Source organism: Sphingomonas sp., from assembly GCF_035910975.1.
Lineage (GTDB): Bacteria > Pseudomonadota > Alphaproteobacteria > Sphingomonadales > Sphingomonadaceae > Sphingomonas.
The window spans coordinates 1-24238 of sequence record NZ_JAMHWM010000039.1 but is presented as its reverse complement, the minus strand read 5'-3'; the positions used below and the strand labels follow the sequence as shown (position 1 = coordinate 24238).

Annotated in this window: 29 protein-coding genes and 1 tRNA gene; 3 read left to right on the top strand and 27 right to left on the bottom strand. The window is 70.0% G+C overall.

Translation table 11 applies throughout. The features are described 5' to 3' along the window. Position 1 precedes the first annotated feature (1 nt). The 18 genes from VYI76_RS13420 to VYI76_RS13335 form a co-directional block, all read right to left on the bottom strand. A complete protein-coding gene (locus VYI76_RS13420) occupies positions 2–382 on the bottom strand; it encodes a peptidoglycan endopeptidase (protein WP_326525304.1) in 381 nt (126 codons plus the stop codon). Beyond that, a complete protein-coding gene (locus VYI76_RS13415) occupies positions 379–1188 on the bottom strand; it encodes a DUF2163 domain-containing protein (RefSeq protein WP_326525303.1) in 810 nt (269 codons plus the stop codon). Before VYI76_RS13415 ends, VYI76_RS13420 begins: the two co-directional genes overlap by 4 nt. Next, positions 1185–3464, bottom strand: a complete 2280-nt coding sequence (locus VYI76_RS13410; protein ID WP_326525302.1) for a DUF2460 domain-containing protein — start codon at positions 3462–3464, stop codon at positions 1185–1187. The genes VYI76_RS13415 and VYI76_RS13410 overlap by 4 nt, the downstream gene beginning before the upstream one ends. Then, entirely contained in the window at positions 3464–4039 is a 576-nt protein-coding gene (locus VYI76_RS13405; RefSeq protein WP_326525301.1) for a tail tape measure protein, read from the bottom strand. Before VYI76_RS13405 ends, VYI76_RS13410 begins: the two co-directional genes overlap by 1 nt. Next, positions 4032–4226 (bottom strand): phage tail assembly chaperone, encoded by a 195-nt coding sequence (locus tag VYI76_RS13400; RefSeq protein WP_326525300.1) that lies wholly within the window; start codon positions 4224–4226, stop codon positions 4032–4034. The genes VYI76_RS13405 and VYI76_RS13400 overlap by 8 nt, the downstream gene beginning before the upstream one ends. Next, complete coding sequence (locus tag VYI76_RS13395) at positions 4223–4537, bottom strand: gene transfer agent family protein (RefSeq protein ID WP_326525299.1); 315 nt, start codon at positions 4535–4537, stop codon at positions 4223–4225. Before VYI76_RS13395 ends, VYI76_RS13400 begins: the two co-directional genes overlap by 4 nt. Then, positions 4534–4941 carry a phage major tail protein, TP901-1 family gene (locus VYI76_RS13390; RefSeq protein WP_326525298.1) on the bottom strand — a complete coding sequence of 136 codons (408 nt, stop codon included), beginning with the start codon at positions 4939–4941 and terminating at the stop codon, positions 4534–4536. The genes VYI76_RS13395 and VYI76_RS13390 overlap by 4 nt, the downstream gene beginning before the upstream one ends. A gap of 30 nt (positions 4942–4971) precedes the next feature. Further along, entirely contained in the window at positions 4972–5379 is a 408-nt protein-coding gene (gene gp17 / locus VYI76_RS13385) for a tail completion protein gp17 (RefSeq protein WP_326525297.1), read from the bottom strand. Next, positions 5376–5579 (bottom strand): hypothetical protein, encoded by a 204-nt coding sequence (locus VYI76_RS13380; protein ID WP_326525296.1) that lies wholly within the window; start codon positions 5577–5579, stop codon positions 5376–5378. Before VYI76_RS13380 ends, gp17 begins: the two co-directional genes overlap by 4 nt. Continuing rightward, positions 5576–6082 carry a head-tail connector protein gene (locus VYI76_RS13375; protein ID WP_326525295.1) on the bottom strand — a complete coding sequence of 169 codons (507 nt, stop codon included), beginning with the start codon at positions 6080–6082 and terminating at the stop codon, positions 5576–5578. The genes VYI76_RS13380 and VYI76_RS13375 overlap by 4 nt, the downstream gene beginning before the upstream one ends. 25 nt (positions 6083–6107) lie before the next feature. Continuing rightward, positions 6108–7031, bottom strand: a complete 924-nt coding sequence (locus tag VYI76_RS13370) for a phage head spike fiber domain-containing protein (protein ID WP_326525294.1) — start codon at positions 7029–7031, stop codon at positions 6108–6110. A gap of 1 nt (position 7032) precedes the next feature. Then, complete coding sequence (locus tag VYI76_RS13365; RefSeq protein ID WP_326525293.1) at positions 7033–7299, bottom strand: spike base protein, RCAP_Rcc01079 family; 267 nt, start codon at positions 7297–7299, stop codon at positions 7033–7035. Between the two features lie 218 nt (positions 7300–7517). Next, complete coding sequence (locus tag VYI76_RS13360; RefSeq protein WP_326525292.1) at positions 7518–8549, bottom strand: phage major capsid protein; 1032 nt, start codon at positions 8547–8549, stop codon at positions 7518–7520. A 173-nt stretch (positions 8550–8722) separates the two neighbouring features. Beyond that, positions 8723–9091 (bottom strand): HK97 family phage prohead protease, encoded by a 369-nt coding sequence (locus VYI76_RS13355; protein ID WP_326525719.1) that lies wholly within the window; start codon positions 9089–9091, stop codon positions 8723–8725. Continuing rightward, positions 9091–9390, bottom strand: a complete 300-nt coding sequence (locus tag VYI76_RS13350) for a DUF6127 family protein (protein WP_443018964.1) — start codon at positions 9388–9390, stop codon at positions 9091–9093. Before VYI76_RS13350 ends, VYI76_RS13355 begins: the two co-directional genes overlap by 1 nt. Next, positions 9387–10502, bottom strand: coding sequence for a phage portal protein (locus VYI76_RS13345; protein WP_326525291.1), 1116 nt, complete (start codon positions 10500–10502; stop codon positions 9387–9389). Before VYI76_RS13345 ends, VYI76_RS13350 begins: the two co-directional genes overlap by 4 nt. Positions 10503–10550: 48 nt before the next feature. Beyond that, complete coding sequence (locus tag VYI76_RS13340; protein ID WP_443018963.1) at positions 10551–11885, bottom strand: DNA-packaging protein; 1335 nt, start codon at positions 11883–11885, stop codon at positions 10551–10553. Further along, positions 11882–12457 carry a hypothetical protein gene (locus VYI76_RS13335; protein ID WP_326525290.1) on the bottom strand — a complete coding sequence of 192 codons (576 nt, stop codon included), beginning with the start codon at positions 12455–12457 and terminating at the stop codon, positions 11882–11884. The genes VYI76_RS13340 and VYI76_RS13335 overlap by 4 nt, the downstream gene beginning before the upstream one ends. A gap of 382 nt (positions 12458–12839) precedes the next feature. On the opposite strand from VYI76_RS13335, the gene VYI76_RS13330 reads away from it, so the two are divergent. Further along, positions 12840–13541: a hypothetical protein gene (locus VYI76_RS13330; RefSeq protein WP_326525289.1), complete on the top strand. Its 702-nt coding sequence runs from the start codon at positions 12840–12842 to the stop codon at positions 13539–13541. Here the strand turns inward: VYI76_RS13330 and VYI76_RS13325 are convergent. The 5 genes from VYI76_RS13325 to VYI76_RS13305 form a co-directional block, all read right to left on the bottom strand. Further along, positions 13483–14667, bottom strand: coding sequence for a DNA cytosine methyltransferase (locus VYI76_RS13325; protein WP_326525288.1), 1185 nt, complete (start codon positions 14665–14667; stop codon positions 13483–13485). The two genes, VYI76_RS13330 and VYI76_RS13325, sit on opposite strands and share 59 nt — an antisense overlap. Before the next feature lie 73 nt (positions 14668–14740). Then, on the bottom strand, positions 14741–14887 hold the full coding sequence (locus tag VYI76_RS13320) for a hypothetical protein (RefSeq protein ID WP_326525287.1): 147 nt from the start codon (positions 14885–14887) through the stop codon (positions 14741–14743). Positions 14888–15072: 185 nt separating this feature from the next. Then, entirely contained in the window at positions 15073–16653 is a 1581-nt protein-coding gene (locus VYI76_RS13315) for an amidohydrolase (protein ID WP_326525286.1), read from the bottom strand. 55 nt (positions 16654–16708) lie between these two features. Continuing rightward, the gene (gene dapF, locus VYI76_RS13310; RefSeq protein WP_326525716.1) at positions 16709–17653 is read right to left on the bottom strand and encodes a diaminopimelate epimerase; all 945 of its coding nucleotides are present in this window, start codon (positions 17651–17653) and stop codon (positions 16709–16711) included. After that, the gene (locus VYI76_RS13305) at positions 17653–18252 is read right to left on the bottom strand and encodes a glutathione S-transferase family protein (RefSeq protein WP_443018962.1); all 600 of its coding nucleotides are present in this window, start codon (positions 18250–18252) and stop codon (positions 17653–17655) included. The genes dapF and VYI76_RS13305 overlap by 1 nt, the downstream gene beginning before the upstream one ends. 147 nt (positions 18253–18399) lie before the next feature. Here VYI76_RS13305 and VYI76_RS13300 point away from each other — a divergent pair, with 147 nt between their 5' ends. Beyond that, a complete protein-coding gene (locus VYI76_RS13300) occupies positions 18400–20886 on the top strand; it encodes a DUF2339 domain-containing protein (protein ID WP_326525284.1) in 2487 nt (828 codons plus the stop codon). Here the strand turns inward: VYI76_RS13300 and VYI76_RS13295 are convergent. Further along, positions 20871–21347 (bottom strand): DUF6456 domain-containing protein, encoded by a 477-nt coding sequence (locus VYI76_RS13295; RefSeq protein ID WP_326525283.1) that lies wholly within the window; start codon positions 21345–21347, stop codon positions 20871–20873. The two genes, VYI76_RS13300 and VYI76_RS13295, sit on opposite strands and share 16 nt — an antisense overlap. A 92-nt stretch (positions 21348–21439) precedes the next feature. Between VYI76_RS13295 and VYI76_RS13290 the strand changes: the two genes are divergently transcribed. Beyond that, complete coding sequence (locus tag VYI76_RS13290) at positions 21440–22003, top strand: helix-turn-helix domain-containing protein (RefSeq protein WP_326525282.1); 564 nt, start codon at positions 21440–21442, stop codon at positions 22001–22003. A gap of 3 nt (positions 22004–22006) precedes the next feature. On the opposite strand, the gene VYI76_RS13285 is transcribed toward VYI76_RS13290, so the two are convergent. The 3 genes from VYI76_RS13285 to VYI76_RS13275 form a co-directional block, all read right to left on the bottom strand. Continuing rightward, a tRNA-Val gene (locus VYI76_RS13285) sits at positions 22007–22082 on the bottom strand. A gap of 136 nt (positions 22083–22218) precedes the next feature. Further along, the gene (locus VYI76_RS13280; protein ID WP_326525281.1) at positions 22219–23160 is read right to left on the bottom strand and encodes a MarR family winged helix-turn-helix transcriptional regulator; all 942 of its coding nucleotides are present in this window, start codon (positions 23158–23160) and stop codon (positions 22219–22221) included. Positions 23161–23304: 144 nt separating this feature from the next. Continuing rightward, a partial coding sequence (locus VYI76_RS13275) for an NAD(P)(+) transhydrogenase (Re/Si-specific) subunit beta (protein WP_326525280.1) occupies positions 23305–24238 on the bottom strand: 934 nt, incomplete at its 5' end.

The following is a 24238-nucleotide window of genomic DNA, read 5'->3' as shown; positions in this document are numbered from 1 at the left end:
CTCAATCCTCCCCCCGCCAGCGGCCGAGTTCGGGCCACGGCGGCATGCCCGGCCGCTCTACGACGCGGCGCAGCGCGGCATCGGCATGGACGACACCGCGCGCCGTCCGGATCGCCAGGTGCAGCTGGCCCGGCCCGGTCGCCAGCACGATCAGGTCGCCGATCCTGTCACCCGCGCCCGCGCGCAGCCCCGCCGCCCGCGCCACCCTCGCGATCGTCGCCACCTCGCCGCCGCGCAGCGCATAGCCTGTCGGCACCGCGACGCCCCAGGCCCGCCCCGCCAGGCCCACGCAATCGAGCCCGTCCCCGTCGCGGCCATGCAGGCGAAACCGCGTGCCCACCGCGTCCAGCGCCCGCGCCGCCGCCGCCTCGCCCGCGCTCACGACGCACCATACCGGGTCAGCAGGTCGATGCCGGGCAGATAGGGCTCGCCCCGGAAATTGGCCGCGTTGGCGAAGCGCGCGGCGCAGGTCGCGATGCTCTTGTCGCATCCCTCGACCAGTTCCGCGCGGTCGTCCGCCGCCACCGCGAAGCGCGGTATCGCCGCCAGCATCACCTCGGTGCCGCTCGACGCCGCGATCACCTCTTCCATCCCGGAATTGGCGCCGTCGAGCCAGCGCAGCCGCCCGCCGCCCCAGCCGTTCGCCACCGGCTCGGCGCTATCGACGGTCAGCACCTCCTCGTCCGCCGCCGTCACCCGGACGATCCGGCACCGCCCGGCCATCGCCACGCGGCAGCGCGGGTCGCCCAGGTCGGCACGGCATTCGGCCGACGTCGTCTCGCATCCGGCCGCGTCGAGCGCCGCGCCCGGCCCCCGCAGTTCGGCGGTGAAGCCACCGTTCGCGGTCTCGACCGCGCCGATCGTCCCCCCGCCCAGCGGCACCCGGTTCGCGGTATCGGTCCAGTCCACCGCGAACACCGCCACCCGCGCGCCGTCCCATCGCCCGGCGACCAGGTCCGCCTCTGTAATCGCTCCGCTGGTCAGCGCGCCCGTCACGTCCATCGTGTCCGCCGCGCTCGCGTCACCCCGGCGGATCGCGGACGGCGTCATGCCCGGCGCGGCGCGATAGACATTGCCTTCGATCACCAGGTCGCGGTCATGCGCGGTCAGCCCCAGCCCCACCCCGTCGCGCCGTTCGACCCGCCAGCAGATCGCCAGCGTGGTTACGTCCTCCTCCAGCCAGCTCATCCCTCGCGCACCTCGATCAGCGGCACCGACACCGCCTCGCCTGCCCGAAAGGTCGCGCGGCTCACGGTCAGCCGGTCCTCGGCGAAGCGGACAGCCACATCGAAGTCGAAGCTCGCGGTGACCCCGGCGCCCTCCGGCGGCGGCGCGTCGAACGCGACATGACCGCCGGGCTCCAGCGTGAAGCCTGTCGTCGCCACGCCCGCCACACGCACCGTCACGCTGCCCGCCACCGGCCGCGTGATCCGCCGCGCGACATCGCCGTAGCGGCGCACCAGCGCGAACCGCATCGTGGCGCCGTCGCCGGTGCCCAGCACCTCGTCCTCCCCACGCGCGTCGAACGGGTCGCGCAGCCGGAACCCTCGCGCCGGCCCGATGCGGGCCCGAAAGAATTCCAGCAGCGCCGCGATGTCCTGCTCGCTCCGCACCCCCGGTCCCACATCGTAGCGCGTGCGCGCCTGCATCCACGCAGCATTGCGCGCTTCGTGCCCGCCCGCGCCCGCGACGATCGCCGTCGCATGTTCGGGCGCCACCTCCGCCTCGCGCCCCAGCGCCAGCGGAAAGCTCACGTCGTCGAACCCCGTCACCGCATCCTCCCCGTCGAAATGGACGAACCCGTCGCGCATCACCTGCGGCAGCGCCCAGACGAACGTCCGCGCCACGCCGCGCGCCCGCGCCGCCACCGCCGCCGCGTCGATCGCCGCCCATTGATGCCGGTCCTCCGCGTTCAGCACGAAACCGGCCAGGTAATGCTGGTCCCCGACGGGATAGCCCAGCCGCGCCTCCGCCGCCGCCACGCCCCGCGCGGTCGCCGCCGGATTGCCCGCCGCGCACCAGTCGTAATCCTCCAGTTGCAGCACGTCGAAGGCCGGGCGCGCCCAGCCGACCGGCAGGTTCGCGCGCTTCGCCTCGGGCGCCAGCGGGTCGAGGATCGTCGGCAGATAGGCGAGCAGCAGCGTCTCCGCCCCCGGCGCCGCCGCCTTCACCGCGCCCGTCAGCGCGGCGGTCGATGCCGCCAGCACGACGCCGGCCTGATCCAGCAGCTCCGTCTGCGCCGCATCCAGCGCCCCGCGCATGTCCGGTATCTCCACCGGTTCGCCGCCGAACGCCGCCCGCGCGGCATCGTCGTACAGGCACGGCCGCCCGTCCGGCATCGTCCACCACCATGGCTCGCCGACCTGGAAGCGCACCGCCAGCCCGGCACCTTGCGCGATCCCGACGAACGCCAGCGCCACCGCCCGCAGATACGCCATCGCGCCGCCTTTGGCCGGTGACAGCAGCGCCGACGGCGGCTCCCAGCCCGTCCGTCCGGCAGCACCGTCCCACGCCCGCTGCTGCCAGTCTTCGGGGCAATGCGCCGCGAACAGTTCGTACGACAGCGACCAGATCAGCTCATATCCCAGCGCCTCCGCCCGCGCGGCGAAGTCACGGTGCCACGCCGCCGCCGCGACGTTCAGCGCGCCGCCGTCGAGCGAGACCATGTGCGCCCCCTCGCCCCAGGGCTCGAGCCGGAAATAATGGCTCATGCCGACATAGTGGTTGATCGCCCCGCGATACCCCAGCCGCAGCGCATTGCGCAGCAGTCGCTCGGGCGTCAGGTGATAGCTGTCGTCGTAACCGCTCGCGATCTCCAGCCCATGCGCCGGCACGATCGTCTCGCCCAGCGCCAGCACCGCGTCGGGGCCGTCGCAGCGGATGTCGCTTAGTTCGACCCAGCCTTCCGCGGGAACTTCGAGCGACGCGGTGGTCTCGTCATAGTCGGGCGGCACCAGCGAGAAGAACATGCGGTCCACGTCGCCGGCGAACACCGGGTCGGCCTCGCCAGGCAGAAGGTAGCCACCGACCACATCGGCGAAGTCGATCGCGATCCTCGCGTCCTCGGGCGTGCCGACGGCATAGTTCCACAGCCGGACGTACCAGGCCCGCAGGGTCCCTTCCGCGTCGCGCCCCTCGATCGTCAGCACCGGCCCGTGCGTCGCGTCCAGCGGCCGCACCCCGCCCGATCGCCAGCGGAACGACAGCCGGCACCCGCGATAGTCGCGCGCCGTCTGATAGGTCAGCAGCGGGTGGTCGTGCCGGTCCTCGCTCTCCCAGATCAGCCCCGCCAGGTCGTCTCGGCGATAGAAGACCGCGTCGACGCGCAGCGCCGCCGCGCCGGTCGTCACCACGCTCGCCACCATCGGTCGCGGGAAATTGACGGTCCAGAAACGCGGATCGAAGCGGTGGATATGCGCCGCGATCCCATCGTCCGGGCGGCGTTCGGCCAGCCAGTGCGCCATCAGTCGATTCCTTCCAGCGCCCGGCGCACCGCGCGCGCCACCTGCCGGCCCGATCGCGCCAGCGCGGCCGGCGCCTCGCCCGGCCCGGCATTGACGGTGATCGCCACCCGCACCTCGCGCGCCGGGCCGGCCGCACGCCCCGCCTCGACCCGCCCGCTCGCGGTCGGCACGAACAGTTCGGGTCCGCGCTCGCCGACCATATAGGCGACGCCCGGAGCGACCGGTCCTCCGGTCGCGCGCGCCGCCGATCCGCCGATCAGCCCGGCGATCGCGGTCAGCAGTCCGCCATGTCCGCCGCCGCGCCCGCCGCCCATGCCGATCGCGCCGATGCCCGATCGCACCGCCGCCTGGGCGATCTCGGCCAGCACCGACACCGCCATGCGCCTGAGGTCATCGAACCCCAGCTTGCCAGTCCGCACCGCGCGCAGCAGCCCCGCCTCGATCGCCCGCCCGGCGCGCTCCGCACCCGCCGCCAGCGGCCCGTCCAGTTCGCCGCGCATCGCCGCCACGTCGCGGGCGAAGCCCTGCGTGTCGGCGCGCACGCCGATCACCAGCCGCTCGATTTCCTCATCCATCGGGATATGCCTCCATCAACCGCGTCAGTTCCGCGCCGGCCAGCGCCTCGGGCGCCTCGCCCTCAGCCGCGCGCACCAGCGCGCCCAGCTCGGCCGGCGTCGCGCGCCAGAACGTCTCGGGCACCCAGCCGAACGCGACCCCAGCCTGCCCGGCCAGCCGCGCGGCGGCCTCGGCGAACCAAGTCATCGCCCGCTCAATATCTGCCCGATCAGCACGCGCAGCGCGGGCGTCGCCGCCGCCAGCCCGGCATCGGCCACGCCCTCGCCGAACCGCGCCCGCGTCAGCCCGGCGGGCGGCTCCTTCAGACAGTGCCAGAACAACGCGACCATCTCGCCCAGCGCCAGCCGCCCCTCGGCGGCGCGCTCGACCAGCGCGAACAGCGGGCCCAGCTCCTGCTCCGCCGCCACCAGCGCGGCGAAGCTCGGCCGCAGCACCAGCACCTCGCCAGCCACGCGGAGCGTTGCCTCCCCCCGCGCGAAATTGGCCACATCGCTCATGCGGACAGCACCGCGCCGGAACTCTCCAGGCTCAACGTGTAGCTGCGCTCGCCGTTGAAATCCCCGGCATAGTCCAGCCGCGTCACCAGGAACCGCCCGGTCAGCGTCTCGCCCCCTTCGAAGCTCAACCGGTAATCGTCGAGCACCCCCGACAACGCCGACGCTTTCACGCGAACTTCAGCCGCGCTGCCGGTGAATACGCCGGCGCCCGACACACTGACCGATCGTACGCCCGCGCCGCCCAGCAGCTCGCGCCACCCACCCGAACCCTTGCTGGTGATCGCGACCATCTCGCCGTTGATGGAAAGCTGCGTCGTACGCATCCCCGCCACCGTCGCGAATGCCGGCGGCGATCCGCCGTCACCCACCTTCAACAGAAACGCACTGCCCTTTTCCGCACCCATGCCATGTCTCCTTCAGAACTACGCCCGACCTCAGGCTCCGCCCGCAGCCAGCATCCGCCCGCGAAACTCCACGCTCGCAATCCACCGCCCCGGCCCTTCGCCCGCGATCCGGCTGCGCACGAACACCATGTTGACCAGCGCCCAGCCGGGCAGGTCGCGGGGAACGGCGAGCACCGCCGCTTCGGCCGCCTCCGCCAGTTCGACCAGTTCCCCGCTCGTCTCGGCGGCATGCCGGATCAGCACCGCGATCCGCACTTCCCGACCGACGCGATCCTTGGTGCCCCAATCGATCGCCAGCGCCTCGGCCACCTCGGCATAGGGCGTGCTCGCCCGCACCGCCGGCCCCTCGAACACGCCGTTCAGCCGCGCGAGAAGTGCCGCGTCCTCGCGCAGCGCCGTCGCCACCGCCGCGCGCAGCACGCTCGCCGCGCCGCTCACAGCCAGCCCCCGATCCAGCGCAGCCGCGCATCGGCCAGCCACCGGCGCCGCAACCGCCGTCCCGTAATCACAACGCCTTCGCCGCTCTCCGTCACGGTCACGCCCGGCACGATGCCCAGCCGCGCCGCGATCCGCGCGCGCCATCGGCCCACGGCGGCCCTGCCGATCGCGGACGCCCGCGCTTCCAGCCGCCCCTTCACGCCCGCGTCTCCAGCCCCAGCCGGATGCGCCGGAACGGCCGCCACAGCGCCGCGATCGCCGCCGGCGGTTCCGCCGCATCGTCGCGGTGCGCGTGCAGGTGCGCGACCAGCCGCACCACCCCCTGCGCGATTGCCGCGGGCACATCGCCCTCGTCCTCCGCCAGTCCGGCGACATAGGTCACGCTGATACGCCCGCCGCCCCGCGCCCGTACCCAGCCGTCGCCGGCCGGATCGATATCGACGGCATAGGCGTCCACCGGCAGCGCACTTGCGCTCCCGTCCGGCCCCACCGCCGCGACGCCGGTCACCGCCGCCACCGGCCCGGCGCCCAGCCGCTCCCACGCGCCGCTCGCCGCCAGCGTCTCCACCACCTCGCGGCGGATCAGCGTCCGGCCCAGGAACGCCTCGCACAGGCTGCGCGCGCTCGCGACCAGCTGGTCGATCAGCGCATCCTCATGCACCGTTTCCAGCCGCAGATAGGCCTTTGCCTCCTCCCGCGTCATTTTCCGCCTCCTCGTAGATTGCCCGTCATGCCGGTTCGGCCCACGCCAGGTGACGGCGCGGCAGGTCGGTCGGCACCGCTGCCACGCCCCCCGCGATCGTGATGTCGGCCACCACGCTCGATCCGTCGTCGAACCCGTATCGGATCGCCGCCGCGCCATCGGCCAGGCCCCGGCTGCCCCAGTCGAGCGTCAGCACGTCGGCGGAACGGGTGCCGGGGCCGTCGCCCGTGACGATCAGCGAGCTTGGCGCCGTGCCGGCCTCCACCTGCACCCCCCACAGCGTCGCCGATCCCGTCACCGCGTCGGAATAGCCGTCGGTCAACAGGCCCTGGCCCACCGCCGGAAAGATGTTCAGCGTCAGGCAGCCGACCGGGACGGTCATCCAGCATCGCCAGAAATCGCCGAAGTCGATCGATCCCGTCACCTCGGATCCCGCCACCGCTCCAGTCGCGGTATCGATCCTCAGGTCGCCGCCCGGCGTCAGCCGCAGCATCACGAACCGCGTGGCCGGGGCCACCCCGTCCTTGGCGACATGGACGGACACCGTCAGCGGACCGTCGCGCACGACATCCTGGCCGACCAGCCCGTAGTCGGCGCCTGCATCCGTCATCATCACGGCATCGTCGCTGCCATCGGGCGCCAGCGCACCGGCCAGCGCGACACCGCCTGCCGACCAGGGGGCGCTGTCGATCCTCGTGCTGCGTGCGACGGCATTGCTTGCCGCGCCCTCGATCAGCAGGCCGCGCAGCCCGCCGGACACCGGATCATGATCGAAGCGCGCCACGTCGCTCGCCGCGATCGCCACGCGGCCGGCGGCGTCGACGAATGTCGCGTCCGACGATCGCGCCAGGGTCGCTCCGGCGGACAGCATGCCGCCGGTGAAGTCGAACCCCCGCCGTCCGCCCCGCCACCGCAGCCCCAGCGTGGGGCCGAAGCCGAACGCCGCCATGTCAGTACAGCGCCAGGATGTTCGACGCGGTCGTACCCGTCGCACGGATATGGCTGGCGCGGAACGGGATCACGCTGCCGCTGGCGATGCCCGCCCATATGCGGTCGCCGCCATCGCCGGTGCCGCGCATCGTGATGCTGCCGCCGGTGCCGACATACAAAGCCTTGGGAATGTCGGTCAGCGCGTTGCTGTCGTGCGGCGTCACCGCCACGCACCGCGTCGCCGGCGCGGACGGCTGGTCCGCGAAGGATAGGAACTGGTCTGCCATTGGATGCTCCGGAAGAAAATCCTCCCCCGGCATGCCGGGGGGAAGGGGGACCGCTCGCAGAGCGGTGGAAAGGCCGACGCGGCACAGCCGCGTGGTCGGGCGCGGGCGCTCGTCGCCCGCGCCTTGTGGTCGCCGGCAAGGCTGTCAGACGGAGCTGGCCGTGCCGGCCCCGCTGCCCGGCCTTGCCGAGTCCCGGGTTTGCCTGCGCAAACCCGGGCTCAGCTGGCGGCGAACTTCATCACCTTGATCGCCTCGCTGTTGCTCACGCACCCGCCGACGCGCTTGGTCGCGTAGAAGTGGACGAACGGCTTGTTGCTGTACGGGTCGCGCAGGATCTGGGTCTCGCTCCTCTCGGCGATCAGATATCCCGCGCGGAAATTGCCGAACGCGATCGACAGGCTGTTCGCGGCGATGTCGGGCATGTCCTCCGCCTCGACCACCGAATAGCCCAGCAACGTCGCCGGCTGCCCGGCCGTCAGCCCGGGCGTCCACAGGAACTGGCCGTCGCTCGTCTTGAACTTGCGGATGCGCGCCAGCGTCGCCGAATTCATCACGAAGCTTGCGCCCTGCCGGTATGGCGCCCGCAGGCTCTGCACCAGGTCGATCAGCTTCTCCTCCGGGTTTGCCGAAAACGTCCCCGAAGCGCCGCTCGCGACGTGCTGGATCGTGCCCCAGGCCCGCGCGCCGTCGCCGGTCGCCGCGGTCGCCTGCTGCAGGAAGCCCTTGGGCCGGTTGGTGCCGTTGCCGCTGACGAACGCCGCGCCCTCGGCCCGCGCGAACTCGGTCGCGATCTCGCCGGCCAGCCATTCCTCGACATCGAAGCCCACGTCGTCCAGCATCGCCTGGCTGGCGGCCGGATTGGCGAACAGCTCGCCCATTGGCGGAGCGATCTCGTTGAACGTCGGCGTCGCGGTCTCGGTTCGCGCGCCGGTCTCGCTCGACCAGCCCGACGGCGTGCCGCCGCTCGTCACCAGCTTGCGATATCCCGCGCTCCCCACCGTCACCACATTGGCGATCGCACGGATCGGCGAGATGCTGGCCAGCGTCGCGTCGATGATCGCGTCGATCTCGCGCGGCACGGCATATCCGCCGGCCGCATCGCTGGTCCCCGCCAGCGCCTTCATCTCGACGATGCTGCCCGATCGCACGAAGCTCTCGAACCCGCCGGACGCCCGGCTCGCGCCCGACAGCAGCGGCCGTGCCGCCGGCACGCCCTGGCCTTCCACGGCCGCAAAACTCGCTTCGATCATGTCTTTCTCCTTCGTGTGAAAAGTCCTCCCCGAGCTTGCTCGGGGAGGGCGACCGCTCGCCGGGGCGAGTGGTGGAGGGGCGACGTGGCGCAGCCACGTCGTCGGACGGGCCGGCTACGCCACCCGCCGGCCGGCCGTGCCGCGCTCGCGACCCGCTTCCACTGCTCGCGAGCTCAGCACGGCTCCACCGCATGCACGCGCGCCAGCGGCTGCATCGGCTGCGCGACCAGGCTCACCTCGACCAGCGCCACGCGCCGCAGTTCGCGCCGCACCCCGTGCCGCACCTCCAGCGTCCGATATCCAAAGCTCAGCCCCTCGATCGCGCCACCGGCGACCAGCACCGCGAGGTCGGGGGCATCGATCCGCCCGACGATTCGAAGCCCACGCGAATCCTCGCCGATGTTCTCGATCGCGCCGACCGGGCGGCCGCGATGCTGCCACAGCAGCGGCACCGGCCCGGCCCCGGCAAAGGCGCCACGGCGCACGACGTCGCCGCCTCGGTCGGGCGCGTCGAACACCGCCGCATAGCCTGCGAAGCGGATCACTTGAGCGCGAACCCGGTCTTCACCGCGATCCCCACCAGCACCAGCGCCAGCACCATCCGCACCACCCAGCCCAGCGCCGATCGCACCGCCGATCGCTTGGCATCGCGCCATGCCCTCAGCAGCTCGCGCAACTCGGCCAGGTCGCCGTGTGCCGCATCGTCGGCCAGCCCCAGCCGGATCAGCGCCCGGCCAGCGCCCAGGTCGCCCGCTTCCTCCACCATCGCGCGCAGCGTCGCCAAGTCGGCGCCGTCGCTGTTTCCCTGCGCCATCAGCTGCGCCAGCACCGCGGCGTTCACGCTTCCACCTCGCGCGCGAAGCCCAGCATCTCGCGCTTTTCCGCGACGCTCAGGAAATCGGCCGCCGTGACGCTGCGCCACAGCCGCTCGCGCTCGTCGTGCAGCACCGAAATACGGTCCAGATCGATGTCGATGGTCGCGTCCGGGAACCACCCGCGCAACCCGTGCGCCAGGCCCTTCAGCACCGTCCCCGCCATCGGCAGGATCGCCAGCCGCCACAGCGCCTTGTTGGCCTCCCGGTAATTGGCATAGGCGGCGTCGCCCGGCAGCCCCAGCATCATCGCGGGCACGCCGAACGCCAGGGCGATCTCGCGCGCCGCCGCCGCTTTCAGCCCGACGAAATCCATATCGGCCGGCGACAGGCTCATCGCCTGCCACTTGAGCCCGCCCTCCAGCAGCATCGGGCGCCCGGCATTGGCCGCGCCGGCGAACCCCGCCTCCATTTCGGCGCGCAGCCGCTGGAACTGCTCGCCCGACAGCGCCGATCCGTCGCCGGGATCATACACCAGCGCCCCGCTCGGCCGCGCGGCGTTGTCGAGCAGCGCCTTGTTCCACTTCGTCGCCGCATTGTGGATCGCGATCGCCCCCGCCGCCGCGCCCAGGCAGCCCAGCCCATAGTGGTCGTCGAGCGGATGGACGGTCCGCATGTGGATCACCTCGGGCCGGGTGTCGTCCGCGATCAGCCGCGCGACCCGCTCGCCCACCCGGTATCGATAGGCCGCCGGCCATCCGCCCGCGTCCGCCTCGACGCTCACCCGCTCGGGGCGCAGCGGAAACAGCTCGGCCACCCCGCCGCGCCCGTCGCCCAGCACCTGCACATAGGCGTTGCCGTGCAGCAGCAACTGCACCGCCAGCACCTCCATCAGCGCATTGCCGCCCGGCCGCGCGCCGATCAGCGCGGCGACCGCCGGGTCCGACGCCTCGACCGGCACTTCGCCCACCCCTTGCGCGATCAGCCGCACCGCGCGCTGCGCTACCGGATTGCCGGCGTATCCGGCGCGCACCTGCGCCTCGTACCCGCTCGGCCAGTCCCCCAGCGCCGCGATGCTTCCCCCACGCGCCAACGCCGGACGCGAAACCTCGCGCCCGGACTTGCGTCCGAACAAACCCATGTCGATCTCCCCAAGAAACGTCCCTCCCTTCCAGGGAGGGGAGCGCGCCTAAACCGTCCGCACCCGCGCGCTCTTGCGCCCGCGCAGCATCAGCTCGGTCAGCCCCCACACCAGCGCATCCGCCCGGTCCGGCGATCGCCCCGGCCCTTCATAGCCGCCGCCCGCGACGATGCCGCACATCTCGTCCTCCAGAGCGGGGAACGCGCCGACGTGCCGCACGCGTCCCGCTTCGTAGAGCGCCGCCACCGGCTCGGCGCGCACCGCCTTGCCCCGGCTGGCGTGGACCAATGTCACCGGCAGGCCGGCGTTCGCCGCCTTCAGCACGCTCATCACCATGTCGCCGCCCTGGTTCTTCTCGGCCACCACCCGGTCGGCCTTCACGCGGGCGAAGCACCGCGCCACCGCGCGCGCCCAGCCTTCGGGCGACAGGCCGGCGACGCTCGCGTCGGCGATGACATAGCCCAGCCCATCCGCCCCCAGCCCGACCGCGACGATACCGCACGCATCGCCCCCCGCGCTCGCCGGCGGATCGACCGCCACCACCACGCGCACCAGCGCCGGCCGCCGCTTCACCCGGCACGCCTCGATCCCGGCGCGGGTCCACAGCGCACCCGCCACCTCCTCTATCAGTTCGCCGTCCAGCTCCTGCCGCCCCAGCCGGGTGCCGGCATAGTCCGCCGTCACCGCCTCGACGAAGCTCGTCGGCAGATGCGGGTTGTCGCGCGTCCGCCCGCTCGTCTCGGCCAGGCCGGGCAGCGCGATCACCCGCCGCATCAGCCCATGGCTGCGCGGTGTCGTCGTCACCAGCACGCGGGGGCGCTCGCCCAGCCGCATGCCCATCATCAGATTGTCCCACGCCGCCTCGCCGCCGCCGCCGCCGGCACCCCATTTGCCCAGTTCGTCGCACCAGGCGAAATGATGCTCGGGCCCGCGCAGCCCTTCGGGCGCCGCCGCCGAATATACCGTCGCCACCACGCCCTCGGGAAAGCGCAGCTCGCCCGTCGACGCCGACCATTTCAGCGCCTCGTCGTCGCGCGCCACCGCCAGCAGCCCGCTCGCCCCCTCCACCATCACCCGCCGCACGTCGTCCGCCGTGCCGCTGACCAGCGCGATCCGCGCGCCGGGATGGGCGCGCGCGACCATATGCACCCATTCGGCTCCCGCGCGCGTCTTGCCGAACCCGCGCCCCGCGCGGATCAGCCACACCCGCCAGTCCCCTTCCGGCTCATATTGCCCATCATGGGCCCAACGCCGCCACCGCACCGCCAGCTCGCGGCGCGCCGCGATTGGCATCGCGGTCAGGATGCGATCGCGGTGGAAGGCCGGCAGTCTGGCGAATTCCCCCAGTGTGTCGACCGGTCGGCGTCCACGGCGCCCGCTCACGCCTTCACCGGCTTGAGCCGTGCGGCGAGCGCGTCGAGCTGCTTGCGCAGGAAGGCATCTGTCTCCTCCGGCGTCCAGCGGCGCGCCGTCTTCGATGGCTTGCCGCCGCCCTGCACGCTCGCGCGGTGCCGGTTGAGCAGCGCCAGCGCCAGCTGCACGTCCGCGGATCCGTCTATCTTGCGCGGCATGCCCGCGCCGGGCCGGTGCGCCTCGACCGCGGCGGCCGCCACCGCGACCCGCTCGCGGGCCCCTTCCAGCCCCTCGATCGCCAGGCGCAGCAGTTCCTCTTCCAGCCGCTCGTAGCCGTTCTCCAGCGCGATCCGCCATTCCTCGGCGAACACCGCATCGGTCCGCCGCTTGTAATATGCCTGGGCGAGCGAAATCCCCGCCGTCTCGGCCGCGCGCGCGGCGTGACAGCTTTGCGCCAGCGTTCCGAAGAACATTTGCCGCTGCTCGTCCGTCCACTCGGTCGCCAGCCGACCGTCGCGCTTCTGCAACACCCGCCCGCCGCTCGCCCGGATCACCTCGTCACCCATCGTCATCCCCCGCAAGACGCGGACGGACCGGCGCATCCGGCAAGGATGCCCGGCCCGTCCGCCACGAGCCGGGCGCCCCTCCCGACTCGCAATCCGCCGAAGGCCGCGCGACAGCCCCCATCGCGCGTCACGGCCGGGGTCGGCCGGCGAAGGCTTGGCCTCCGACCAACGGCACGGCCTCGCCATGCCGCGATCACCCTCCCGAATGACCGCCCGCCCCGACTCGCAATTCTTCAGCGTTCCCGTTATGTGCCAGATCAGCGTGACGATGTCAAGCTGATTTAACCGATCTGGCACCTTTTAGGCGATTATGTCCTTTACAAACCCAGCTCTCGTGGTGGAAATTTGACTCGGCTGCGGGGCCCACCATACTTGCTTACCTGTTTGGCTCGCCGACGCGAGAACAGGGGAGAGTTCTGTGGTTGGCGTTGCTCAAGATGATGCGCGTGAAAATCGCCTGATCGATCTGTTCAATTTGATCCAAGCCCCTGACCGAGTGCGGCACGGTACGGACGCCCTGCTCAAGCTCGACGGCCACGAATATGAGTTCGAGCTGAAGTCAGTGACCACGAAGCGCGGTGGCATCAGCACCGTTCGCGATCTGGGCCCAGATCACATTGCGAAATGGCGGAACAAGCATTGGATCATGGCCTACTTCGAAGGCGGGAGGTTGCTCTACTGTCGCTACGGCTCACCCGACGCCATGCGACCGTGGATCGAAGAAAAATGGAACTACATCAAAGCGGATTTCGAACTTGCGAAACACGTGCCCGGGCACATTACACTTGAAATAATGTATGAGATAATAGGAAAAAAGGCCGCATACACGATGGCGGATGCGAAGAAGCTTCATAAAAACCAGATGACCGCGGCCGAGTATACGGCAGCTATGGATGATGGTGACAACTATAGTCCCGAGAATATGTTGGAGATCTTCCAAGATCGCGCGCGCTACATCATCGAGCGCGGCTCCACCTTAAACAATCCCCACATTCCTGATGCCTTTCTCGCCCCTTGGCCCAAGATCGATCAGGATTATGCTTCTGAGCTAAGACAACTCGTCAGGGAGTATCGCGCTGCAAAGCCGCTGCCACCGACCGGGCCAACTGATAAGCCATAGGCGGCGCCACCGAATTGCCGATAAGACCCAGAGCGAAATAGACCGGCGGCTTCACCGGCCAATCGCCCGGAAAGCCCTGAAGAACCAGGCAGTCCGGAAGTGACAGCCGGTAGTGACCGTCCCTGGCGACATAGGCGCTTGCAGCGGCGCGATCCGCAGCGACGCCGTTGGGCCATACGCCCAGTTTGTTCCAAAGCTTTAAAGCGGACACGGAGCTGAGCACACTCGTAGTATGGCGCGGCCCGGTCAACCCGCTGCGCAAAGTAGGGGATAGTCCATCAACGCCACTATGCGGCAAGCCCAACGCTTCGCGCACCCCCATGGTCGGGGGTAGATTGTGTGCGAACTCCGATGATCGCTCCTGCCGATGGGTTGGTGCTGGCGCTTCGAAGCGCTTCCCGTCCTCCTTGTTTTTGAAACCGACGAAAAAGACCCGGCGACGCGTCTGGGGAACGCCGTAGTCGGCGGCGTCGAGGATGAACTGGTGGATGACATAACTACGGCGCAACGGGCTCAGAATCGTAGCCTCAACGTAATCCTCAAACCGTTTGGATGCGAGGCCGCTCACGTTCTCGCAAACGAAAGCGCGTGGACGAATCCCCTTAACGGCCCTGACAAATTCAGGGATCATGTCGCGCACGTCCTGCGCGCCGTTTTGACGACCGGCATTGCTGAACGGCTGACAGGGCGGCCCCCCGTGCAGAACGTCGATTTTGTCCCTGAACGGCTTCCAGTTGACGCGCCGCACATCCCCGGCTTCGCCGCCAAAGACGGTCCAGTCTGGATGGGCAGCTTTCAGGACGTCTGCCGCGCCCTGCATGATTTCGTAATTGGCGACGTGCCCGAAGCCAGCCCGGTCAAAGCCAATGTCCATGCCGCCGCCACCGCTGAACAGTGACAAAGCGGTCAGGCCGTTACGGGCGTATTGTGGCATGAGATCGACCGGGTTCAGCCGGGGGGTGTATATCGGATGCGCCGCCGCAGCCCCTTCACCGCGCAACGCTGCCCGCTTTGCCTCCTGCGCGGCGATCGTGGTGGCGCGGAAGATGGCTCGCTTACGCTCGGTAATTTCCCAACCCTGATACCACGGAGAGTCCGTGCCGCGCCCTGCGTGCTGCCTGTACAATTTTGCAACTCCCACGCGCAAATCGGGAAAACTCGACCCCAGAAATCGCGCACCCACGCCCAGCCTGTCAACGTCAATTTGAGTCCGGATCGACCCTAGATGGCTTGTGCTTCACCAGTTTCCCTAGCCTCTCTGCGAACAGCTTGGGGTCGTCGTCGGTCTCAAGGTCGCGCGCGGCCTGCTTGAACTTGTCGAGTTGGGTAGCCACCCTATCCGACATTCGTCCTCATCATCGTCCGCTAGGACGGCTTGGCGCCCATATCCGCGCCGCTCACCAAGAGGCTGACCGTAGTGGTCTTGCCCACCTTGTTACGCATCCATTTGGTTTCGCCGGGGCGGGACTTGTCGTTCCCAATGGGCGCGTCATCAACCGCCGTGACCGGGAGCAGGGAACCGCCCGCCGCCTTACTTCTCCGGCCCCGTCCCCACCGTCGGCCACTTCACCCCCAGCTGCTCCAGATACGTCCCGTACCGCTCCGAATCATAATATCGTTTCGCCAGCTCGGGCTTGTACCGCGCCATGATGTCGGCGTTCATCCACGTCGCCGGCGCGTCGTCCTTTGCCAGCACGGGGACGTACTTCTGGTCCTTGGTCTGGACGGTCGCGAAATAGGCCTTGGCGTCGGCCAGCAGCTTCGGCTTCGTCAGCAGGTCGACCACCGTCATCGCCACCGCCTTGGCGCCGGCCTGCACGCCCTTGTGCGCGATCGGCGTCGCCATCGCGATCGCGTTCCGCCAGTTGTGCCCGGGAAGTCCTGGAATATTGGAGGGATAGCGGATGGTGATCGTCGGCACCGTCCAGCTGACGTCGCCGATGTCGTCCGACCCGCCCGACCTGGGTTCGGCGGGTGGCGGGCCGAACGCGGCGAGCTTGGTTTCCAGCCCGTCCTTGACGGTCGCGCCGACGTTCGCCTGAACCGCGCGGGCGAACGCCTGGTCGTCGGCATCCCATTTGGGCAGGCCCACCGCGACGATATTGGCCTGCGCGGCTTCCGCCATCGGCTTGTTGAAATGCTGGATCGACGCCGATCCCAGGATGCGCCGGGTGACGGTGGTGCCCGTCATCTTCGCGGCGCCCTCCGCCGTCTCGTCGGCGGTCTTCAGCATGGCCGCGATCGAATCGAACCCCTGCTCCCGCACGTAGAACCAGATCGCCGCTTCCGACGGGACGACGTTGGGCTGATCGCCGCCGTCGCTGATGACATAGTGCGATCTCTGTTCGGGGCGCAGGTGCTCGCGGCGCATTTCCCAGCCGCTCGCCATGGCGATCACGCCGTCCAGTGCCGACTTGCCGCGCCACGGCGCCCCCGCCGAATGTGCGCTCTCCCCCTTGAACTGATATTCGACGCTGACCATTCCGGTCCCCGAAGGCTGGCCCCAGCTCGTCGCCAACTGGTTGGCGACATGGGTGAAGATCGCCGCATCGACATCCTTGAACACGCCTTCGCGCACGAAATAGGCCTTGCCGCCCAGCTGTTCCTCGGCGACGCCCGGCCAGATCACCAGCGTGCCCGGCGTCTTGGTGCGGACCATCCAGTCCTTCACCGCCAGCGCCGCGACGATCTGCAGCCCCAAACCACTATTGTGCCCCTCCCCATGGCCGGGCCCACCCTCCACCATCGGCTGACGCCATGGGATGCCGGGGGTCTGGCTTGCCTTGGGAATGCCGTCGATATCGCTGCCCAACGCGATCACCGGCCCGCCGCTGCCGTTCGTCCACCGCGCGGTCCAGCCGGTCGGCAGCCCGGCGACATTGCGCTCGACGCTGAAGCCTTCCTTCTCGAGCAGAGCTGTCAGGTAGCGCGCGGTCTCCACCTCCTGGAAGCCCAGCTCGGCAAAGCTGAACAGCGTGTCGTTCACCACCTGCCCCAGCTTCGCCCGCGCCTCGACGCCCTTGGCCACCTCGGCCTTTGCGGCGGGGGTCTGCGCGTGGGCCGGAGCGACGATCGCCGCCACGATTGCGAAGGCCGGTAGGTATCGGATCATACGGATGCTCCCCTTTTCGCGCCGATGATGCGCGGACGCCGGGCACAAGGCAACGTCAGATCGCGGCGACCAGCGCCTCCCAGGCGGCGACCTCGTCGTCGCGGCGCCGCGTCACGATCAGGTTACCGGCGGTGCCGCGGTCGGGATCGACCTCGACGCTGCCGTCCCATTCGAACGTCGCATTGCCTTGGATCGTCACGATCCCGCCATCCGCCGGAGCGTCCGCCCGCGCGCGGACCCGGCCGCCGGGATTGAGCACCGTCGCCCATGCCCCGAACGATACCCGCCCGGTCAGCCCCGCGGCGAATACCGACGCCGCCATCGCGCTGCCACAGGCGTTGGTCAGCCCCACTCCGCGCTCGCACGTCCGCACGAACAGGTCGCCGTCGCGCACCTCGACGAAAGACACGTTGGCGCGATCGACGAGCAGGCCGGGTCGCGCCTCGCACCACGCACCCAGCGTCGACAGCTCGTCATCGTCGACCCGCTCGACGAACGCGATCAGATGCGGGTTCGGCATCGCGACGGCCGTAAAGCGCCGGTCACTCGGCAGGCCGGCCACCGCCGCGTCGATCACCGGCGCGGCGACGCGGATGCCGACGTCCGCCGGGTCGGTCGATGCCGGCCCCGCACGCGTCTCGACACCATATACCCCCGGCATGATGTCACCGACATGCGCGACGGTCGCACGCGACCCGATCAGCGAAACCTCGGCCCGCTCGATCCCCAGCGCCTCGAACCCCGCCCGCCCGACACAGCGCAGGCCGTTCAGGCACGTTTCCGCCTCGCTGCCATCCGAATTCAGCATCCTGAATCCGAAATCCGCGCCATTTGTTCCTTTGCAAAGCAACAGGATGCCGTCGCCGCCCACCGGCCCGGCGCGATCGGCGAGCGCGCGGGCGATCCCCGGCCAGTCGCCCTTCGAGATATCCAGGCCGCGCGCGTCGATCAGCGGGAAATCATTCCCGCTGCCATGGCATTTGGTGAAGGCGATCCACATCACCCCGCCGCTTTAACGAACCGCTCCTCCGCCGCAACCATCGCCGCGAAGCTCGGGCGAGCCAGGATCGCCTCCACATAGGCGAGCGTCTTGGGAAACCGTACCCCGTCGATCGCGACGCCGACATGCCGAAAATTCACGAACGGGCTGGCCACCGCGATATCGGCCAGCGTCAGCCGGTCCTCGACCAGAAACCCCGACGCCGGGATCACACGCTCGATATACTCCAGCAGCGGCGGCAGTTCGTCGCGCTCGGCCGCCGCGGCGATCTCCTCATCTCCACCCAGCTTCAGAACCCTGGGCGCGACGAAGCGGTTGAAGAATATCTTTCCGCCCGCCGCCATCACGATCGTGTCGGCGAATTCGTCGAACCAGATCGTCCGGCCGCGCGCGCGCGGCTCTGCCGGGATCAGGTTCGGATCGGGATGCTTCGCCTCCAGATAGGCGACGATCGCGCTCGAATCGCACAGGGTGAAGTCGTCGTCCGAGAATGCCGGCATCTTGCGGAACGGGCTCGCCGCATCGAAATCCGGCCCGCCGCGCCCCAGGCCGGCCGGCTTGAGTTCGGCCTCCAGGCCCTTCTCGGCGAGGAAAGCCATCACCTTGCGAACAAAAGGCGACAAGGTGGAGCCGTAGACGATCATCGCAATCCTCCGATCAGTTTCCGCCGAGCAATAGCGATATAAGTTGCAAACTGCAACGCGAAGCTGTTTCCCCTTCGGCCCCGTCCGACCTATCACTGCGGCGTGGAGTTCGCAGCGCTTCTCTGGATCGCGACGCTGGTCGCCTTCGTGGTCGGCTATCGCCGCATTGCCCGGCTGGAGACGGAGGTCGCTGCACTGCGTGGGCCGCCGCAGGTCGATCCGCTCCCCGAAACGGCACCGCCACAACCGGTCGAACCCGCGCCCCGCGCGGCGGCGGCCGTGGTACGCGCCCCGGCAAGGATCGCCCGCACCGCCCCGCCACCGGTGGAGGCCGAAGAACCGACAAGCCCCGAACCGGCCCCGCCCCCCCGCAACCTAGAATCGCTGATAGGCGGCCAGTTGCCGATCTGGGTCGGCGGCGCCGCACTCGTCATCGCCGCCTTCTTCCTGGTGCGCTACTCGATCGAGAGTGGACTGCTCGGGCCTGGTGTGCGCGTCGCGCTCGCCGCTCTGTTCTCGGTCGCGCTCATCGCCGCCAGCGAAATCGCGCGACGGCTTCCCGCCACCCGCGACGATCCCCGCGTCGGCCAGGTGCTGGCCGGTGCCGGCACCGCCAGCGCCTATGGCACGCTGTACGTCGCCGCCGCGCAATATCATCTGGTCGGCCCGTTTGCCGGCTTCGTGCTGATGATCGTGATCACGGCCGGAGCGCTGTTTCTCGCGCTGCGCCACGGCCCGCCGACGGCGATCATGGCGCTGATCGGCGGGTTCGCCGCACCGATGGTCGCCGGCTTCGACGCTGCCGGGATCGGGCCGCTGCTCGCCTATCTCGCGCTGTTCATCGCCGCGCTGTTCGCCCTGGCGGCGCATCGCGGCTGGGTGTGGCTGGCACTCGCGGCGGTTGTCGCCGGATTTGGCTGGGCGAACCTCCTGATCCTGTTGCTCGACGGGCGCGATACCGCCGCGGTCGGGGCATTCGTCGTCGCGTTGGCGATCGGTGCGACGCTGGCACTGCCGCGTACGGGCGTGGGTGCCGGCTGGCTGCGCGCCGCGCCGATGATCGCCGGCCTGGTCCAGTTGCTGGTCATCGCGCCGACGCTTGATTTCGGCGCGATCGCCTGGATCTTCCACCTCGTCCTCGCCGCCACCGCGCTGGTGCTCGGATGGCGTGATCGCGCGCTGCTGCCGGCGGCGCTCGCCGCCGCCTGCCTCGTCACCGTGCTGGTCGCCGCGGGCCTGGTCGCACCCGAACGCAGCGCGACGCCGGTCGCCGCCGCCATCGCCTCGCTACTTTTCGCGGGCAACGGCATCGCCTTCTCGCGCCGGGCAACGCTGTGGCCGTTCATCGCGCTGGTCGGCCTCGCCGGGCCGCTGCTGGCGGCACACTTGTTCGCCGACGACCTTCTTCCCGCCGCGCTCTGGACCATGTTCGAACTCGCGGCAGCGGCTGCCGCCCTGCTGCTTGCCTGGCGCCACCGCGATGTAGCAGACGCCCGAGACCCCGCGCTGGTCGGCGGATCGGCAGCGGCGACCCTGCTCGCCGCGACCGGCCTCGCGACACTCGCCGGCTGGTCCTGGGCACCGGTCGCGCTGGTTCCGGTGCTCGTCGCCATGGCCTTCTGGGGGCGCCTGATCGCCGACCGCGATGTCCTGCGCCTGCCCGCCCTCATCCTGATCGCGATCGCGCTGCTAGCCGCCGAGGTCTTTGCCGCATGGATCAGCGCCGGGCTGGGATCGCTGGCCGGCACCCGCCTCATATGGCCGCTGCTGCCCCCGCTTGCCGACATGGTGCGCATGGTCGCCGCTCCCGTCCTCGCCGCCGCGGCGCTGCTCGCTCTGCCCGGCGCCTATGGCGGAGCCCGCCGTCCCGTGACGATCGCGCTCGCGATCGCCGGCGTACTGGTCGCCTATACACTCGCCAAGCAGGTGCTGCGCATCGCTGCCGACCCGGCCTTCGTCAGCCTTGGACTCGCCGAACGCGCCGCCATCACCGTGGCATTTGCCGGCGCGGGCTGGGGCCTCATCCGCCACGGCCGCTTCCTCCGCACCGGTCAGGCGCTGCTCGCGCTTGCCGCCATTCGGTTCGTCTGGTTGGACCTGTTGATCCTCAACCCCGTCGTCATCCCCCAGGCCGTCGGCAGCATTCCGATCCTCAACCTCGCGGTCCTGCTCCCCGCGCTGCTCGCGCTGGCGGTCTGGTACGGCCTGCCGGAGAGGCGCTGGCGGCGGTTCGCGTTCCTGCTCGTCGTCGTCGCGGTGGCCGGTGGCGTCCGTCAGTTCGCGCAGGGAACCATGCTCACCGGAAACCTCGAAAGCGGCGAGACCTGGGGCTATTCGGCCGCCTTCCTGCTGCTCGCCACCGTCTGGCTGTGGCGCGGGCTGGTCGGCGGCCACCGCGATCTGCGCGTCGCAGCGCTGGCGCTGCTGACGCTCGTCACGGTCAAGGTCTTCCTGGTCGATGTGGCGGCGCTCGGCGGGGTGCTCCGTATCCTGTCGTTCCTCGGCCTGGGTATCGCGCTGATCGGCATCGGCTGGGCCTACAACCGCCTGATCGCCCGCCCCCCGGCACCCGTTCAGCCCAGCCCGTAGTGATCGGCGAGCCGGTCGAGCGCCAGGCCAAGCACCAGCTTGCCCGCCCGCGCCGGCCAGCCCAGCCCCTTTTCCGCGGTTGCCAGCCCTTCGCCCGCGCACACCACGCGCCACATTACGTCGCTCAGCCCCGGCCCCGCGGCGGCGATCGCGGCATCGAAGCGCCGCTTGGCCGCGATCCCCGCAAGCGTCGGATCAAATGGCGCATCCGCCCCGCGCGCTCCGCGCGAAGCCGGGGCGGCATCCCATCGCATCGTGACGCGGGGGCCGAGTGCGGCGGTTTCATAATCCGCCCGCAATCGCTCGCCCGCCTCATACTGGCGCGCGTCGATATGCCCGCGCGCGCGCAGCCAGGACAGCGGCGATTCGGCCAGGTTAACCGTCACGGTCCGCCCGCCGGATGCGGCCTTGCGCGCTACCAGCCGTCCATCCTCGAAGCTCCGCTCGACAAGCTCGCGCATATATATTCTCCTTTTGTTCCGATTCTCCGCACTTGCCATAACGTCAGCCATGTAGGAAAGTGATTTAACCGATACGGTTATCTGGAGGCCGAATGATTACCGCGATACGCGAAGTCCGCCGCGCAAAGGGTATGACGCTCGACGACGTCGCCCGCGCCTGTCGGCCGCCGACGACGGCGCAGACGATCGGACGTCTGGAAACCGGCACCCGGACTGTGTCGGTCGCCTGGCTGAACCGCATTGCCTCCGCGCTCGGCGTCGATGCCGCAGATCTGGTGACATTGCCCGACCGGCCCGATGTCGCCGTCGCCGCGATACTCGACGCGGGCGGGGCTGCCGCACCGCGCCGGGCGCAGACGGTGGTGGCTCCGCGCCCCGACGGCGCGATGATCGCGGTGACCGTGTCGGGCGGGATCGGCGATTATCGCGCCGGGGACGAGATCTGGTGCGAGCGCCTCGCCCCTGCTGACTTCGCGCGCGCGCTCAATCGCGACGTGCTGGTCCCGCGCCCGGCTGGACGGTTCATGTTCGGCCGGCTGATCGGCCGCGAAGGTGACCGGCTCCACCTGCTTCCACTCGGCGCCGGGGGGCGGCAGCAGGTCGTCACCGATCCGGCCTGGATCGCCGCCGCCGCCACGCTGGTACGGAAACTTTAGCGATGGTGGGCGCTGACGGGCTCGAACCGCCGACCCTCTCGGTGTAAACGAGATGCTCTACCAACTGAGCTAAGCGCCCATGCGCGGGCGAGGAGACGACCCAGCGGAGCCGGGGCGCACCGCGCCGAGCACGGCCGGCGGCGCGATCGCGCCGTCCGACGACGCGGCTTTGCCGCGACGTGCCTGCTTGTCAAGCCGGCCTCGCCCGCAACCGCTCACGCCGGCGCCAGCCCGGCCCGACGTACGGCGTGGAAGTAACGCTGCATTCCCCCCTGCGCCTCGGCCGACAAGGTGATGAAGGCGCGGCGGCGGTCGTGCGGATCGGCGTATCGCTCGAACAGTCCGGCCTCGACCATCGATCCGATCCAGCGCAGCGCCGTGGTGCCCGGCACCGCCGCGGCGATGCACAGGCTGGATACGGAGACCCGGCGATGTTCGAGGTCGGCGGCGAACAGGTCGAGCAGCATGTCCCAGCCCGGATCGGCGAACAGGTCGTCGGCAAAGAACCCGGCGCGCATTCGCCGTGCCCGGATCACATCGCGGACCTCGGCCGGGTCCGTCGCCCCGACCGGCTCGTCAGGGGGCTCGGTGCGGAAACCGGTGCCGCCGTCGCGGACCTGGCCAAAGCCCGGCGGCGCGCGCTCGGCGCCCAGTCTCGCCAGCGTGTCCGCGAAGCGCGCCACCTCCTCGTTCAGGCGGCGCAGCCGTTCGTCCGCGTCGCGCGAGCTGTCGTGCAGGCGCGCGCCGCGCATGCCCCCCGCCCAGCGCAGCGCCGCGACGCGCTGGGCCACGTCGGGCTGGTCGAGCAGCCGCGCGTGCGGGCCGAACAGTTGCGCCGCGACGGGATCGATATCGCCGTCGGCCATCGCCACCACGACGTCGATCGCGCGTTCGCGGGCGATGACGTCGATCGTCTCCAGCGCGCGGTCGGCGGTCTCGAAATCGGCGCCGGCAGTCTCGATCACGATGATGTCGGGGCCGGCGGCATCAGCCAGCCAGGCAACCGCCTCGGCCATCGCGACCGCTCCGACCACGCGGACGCCGGCATCGCGGGCCGCGGTGCGGGCCGCACTTGCCGCTGCGCTGTCGTCACTGACGACCAGCGCGGATTGTCGGTCGTCGTAGTGGATATCCTCTGTCGCCGTGGCGATGTTCATTGCCTGACCCTCCCCTGTTCCTCTCTCGTTTCATGCGCATTGCCGCCATTTCGGACGAGTCGCACTTGATCCGAAACGGATGGAAAAGGAAACCGGTAGCAATAAGCGCGGAGAAACAGGTTCAGATCGGAGGCATCTCGGGCATCAGTCGAGCGACTTGACGATTTCCTCGACCATTTTCTTGGCGTCAGCCAGCAGCATCATGGTGTTGTCCATGTAGAAGACGTCGTTGTCGACGCCGGCATAGCCGACACCGCCCATGCTGCGCTTCACGAACAGCACCGTCTTGGCCTTCTCCACGTCGAGGATGGGCATGCCGTAGATCGGCGAGGTCTTGTCGGTCTTGGCCGCCGGGTTGGTCACGTCGTTCGCGCCGATGACGAAGGCGACGTCGGTCTGCGAGAATTCGGAATTGATATCCTCCAGCTCGAACACCTCGTCATAGGGGACGTTCGCCTCGGCGAGCAGGACGTTCATGTGCCCCGGCATGCGCCCCGCGACGGGGTGGATGGCGTATTTCACGCGGACGCCATGTTCCTTCAGCTTGTCGGCCATTTCGCGCAGCACGTGCTGCGCCTGCGCCACCGCCATGCCATAGCCGGGGACGATGATGACCTGTTCGGCCTGCGACATCAGGAACGCGGCGTCCTCGGCCGAGCCGCGCTTCCACGGCCGCTGTTCCTTCGCCTCGCCGCCGCCGCTCGCCGCTTCCGCGCCGAAGCCGCCGGCGATCACGCTGATGAAGCTGCGGTTCATCGCGCGGCACATGATGTAGCTGAGGATCGCGCCCGAGCTTCCCACCAGCGCGCCGGTGATGATCATCGCGGTGTTGCCCAGCGTGAAGCCCATCGCCGCGGCTGCCCAGCCCGAATAGCTGTTCAGCATCGACACCACGACCGGCATGTCCGCCCCGCCGATCGGGATGATCAGCAGGAAACCGATCAGGAAGGAGAGGGCGAGTACCGTCCAGAACACCCATTCGGGCGCCTCGATCTGGATGGTGTAGAAGGCGATCAGGCCGAGGATACCCGCCAGCGTGCCCAGATTGATGACGTGCCGCCCCGGCAGCATGATCGGC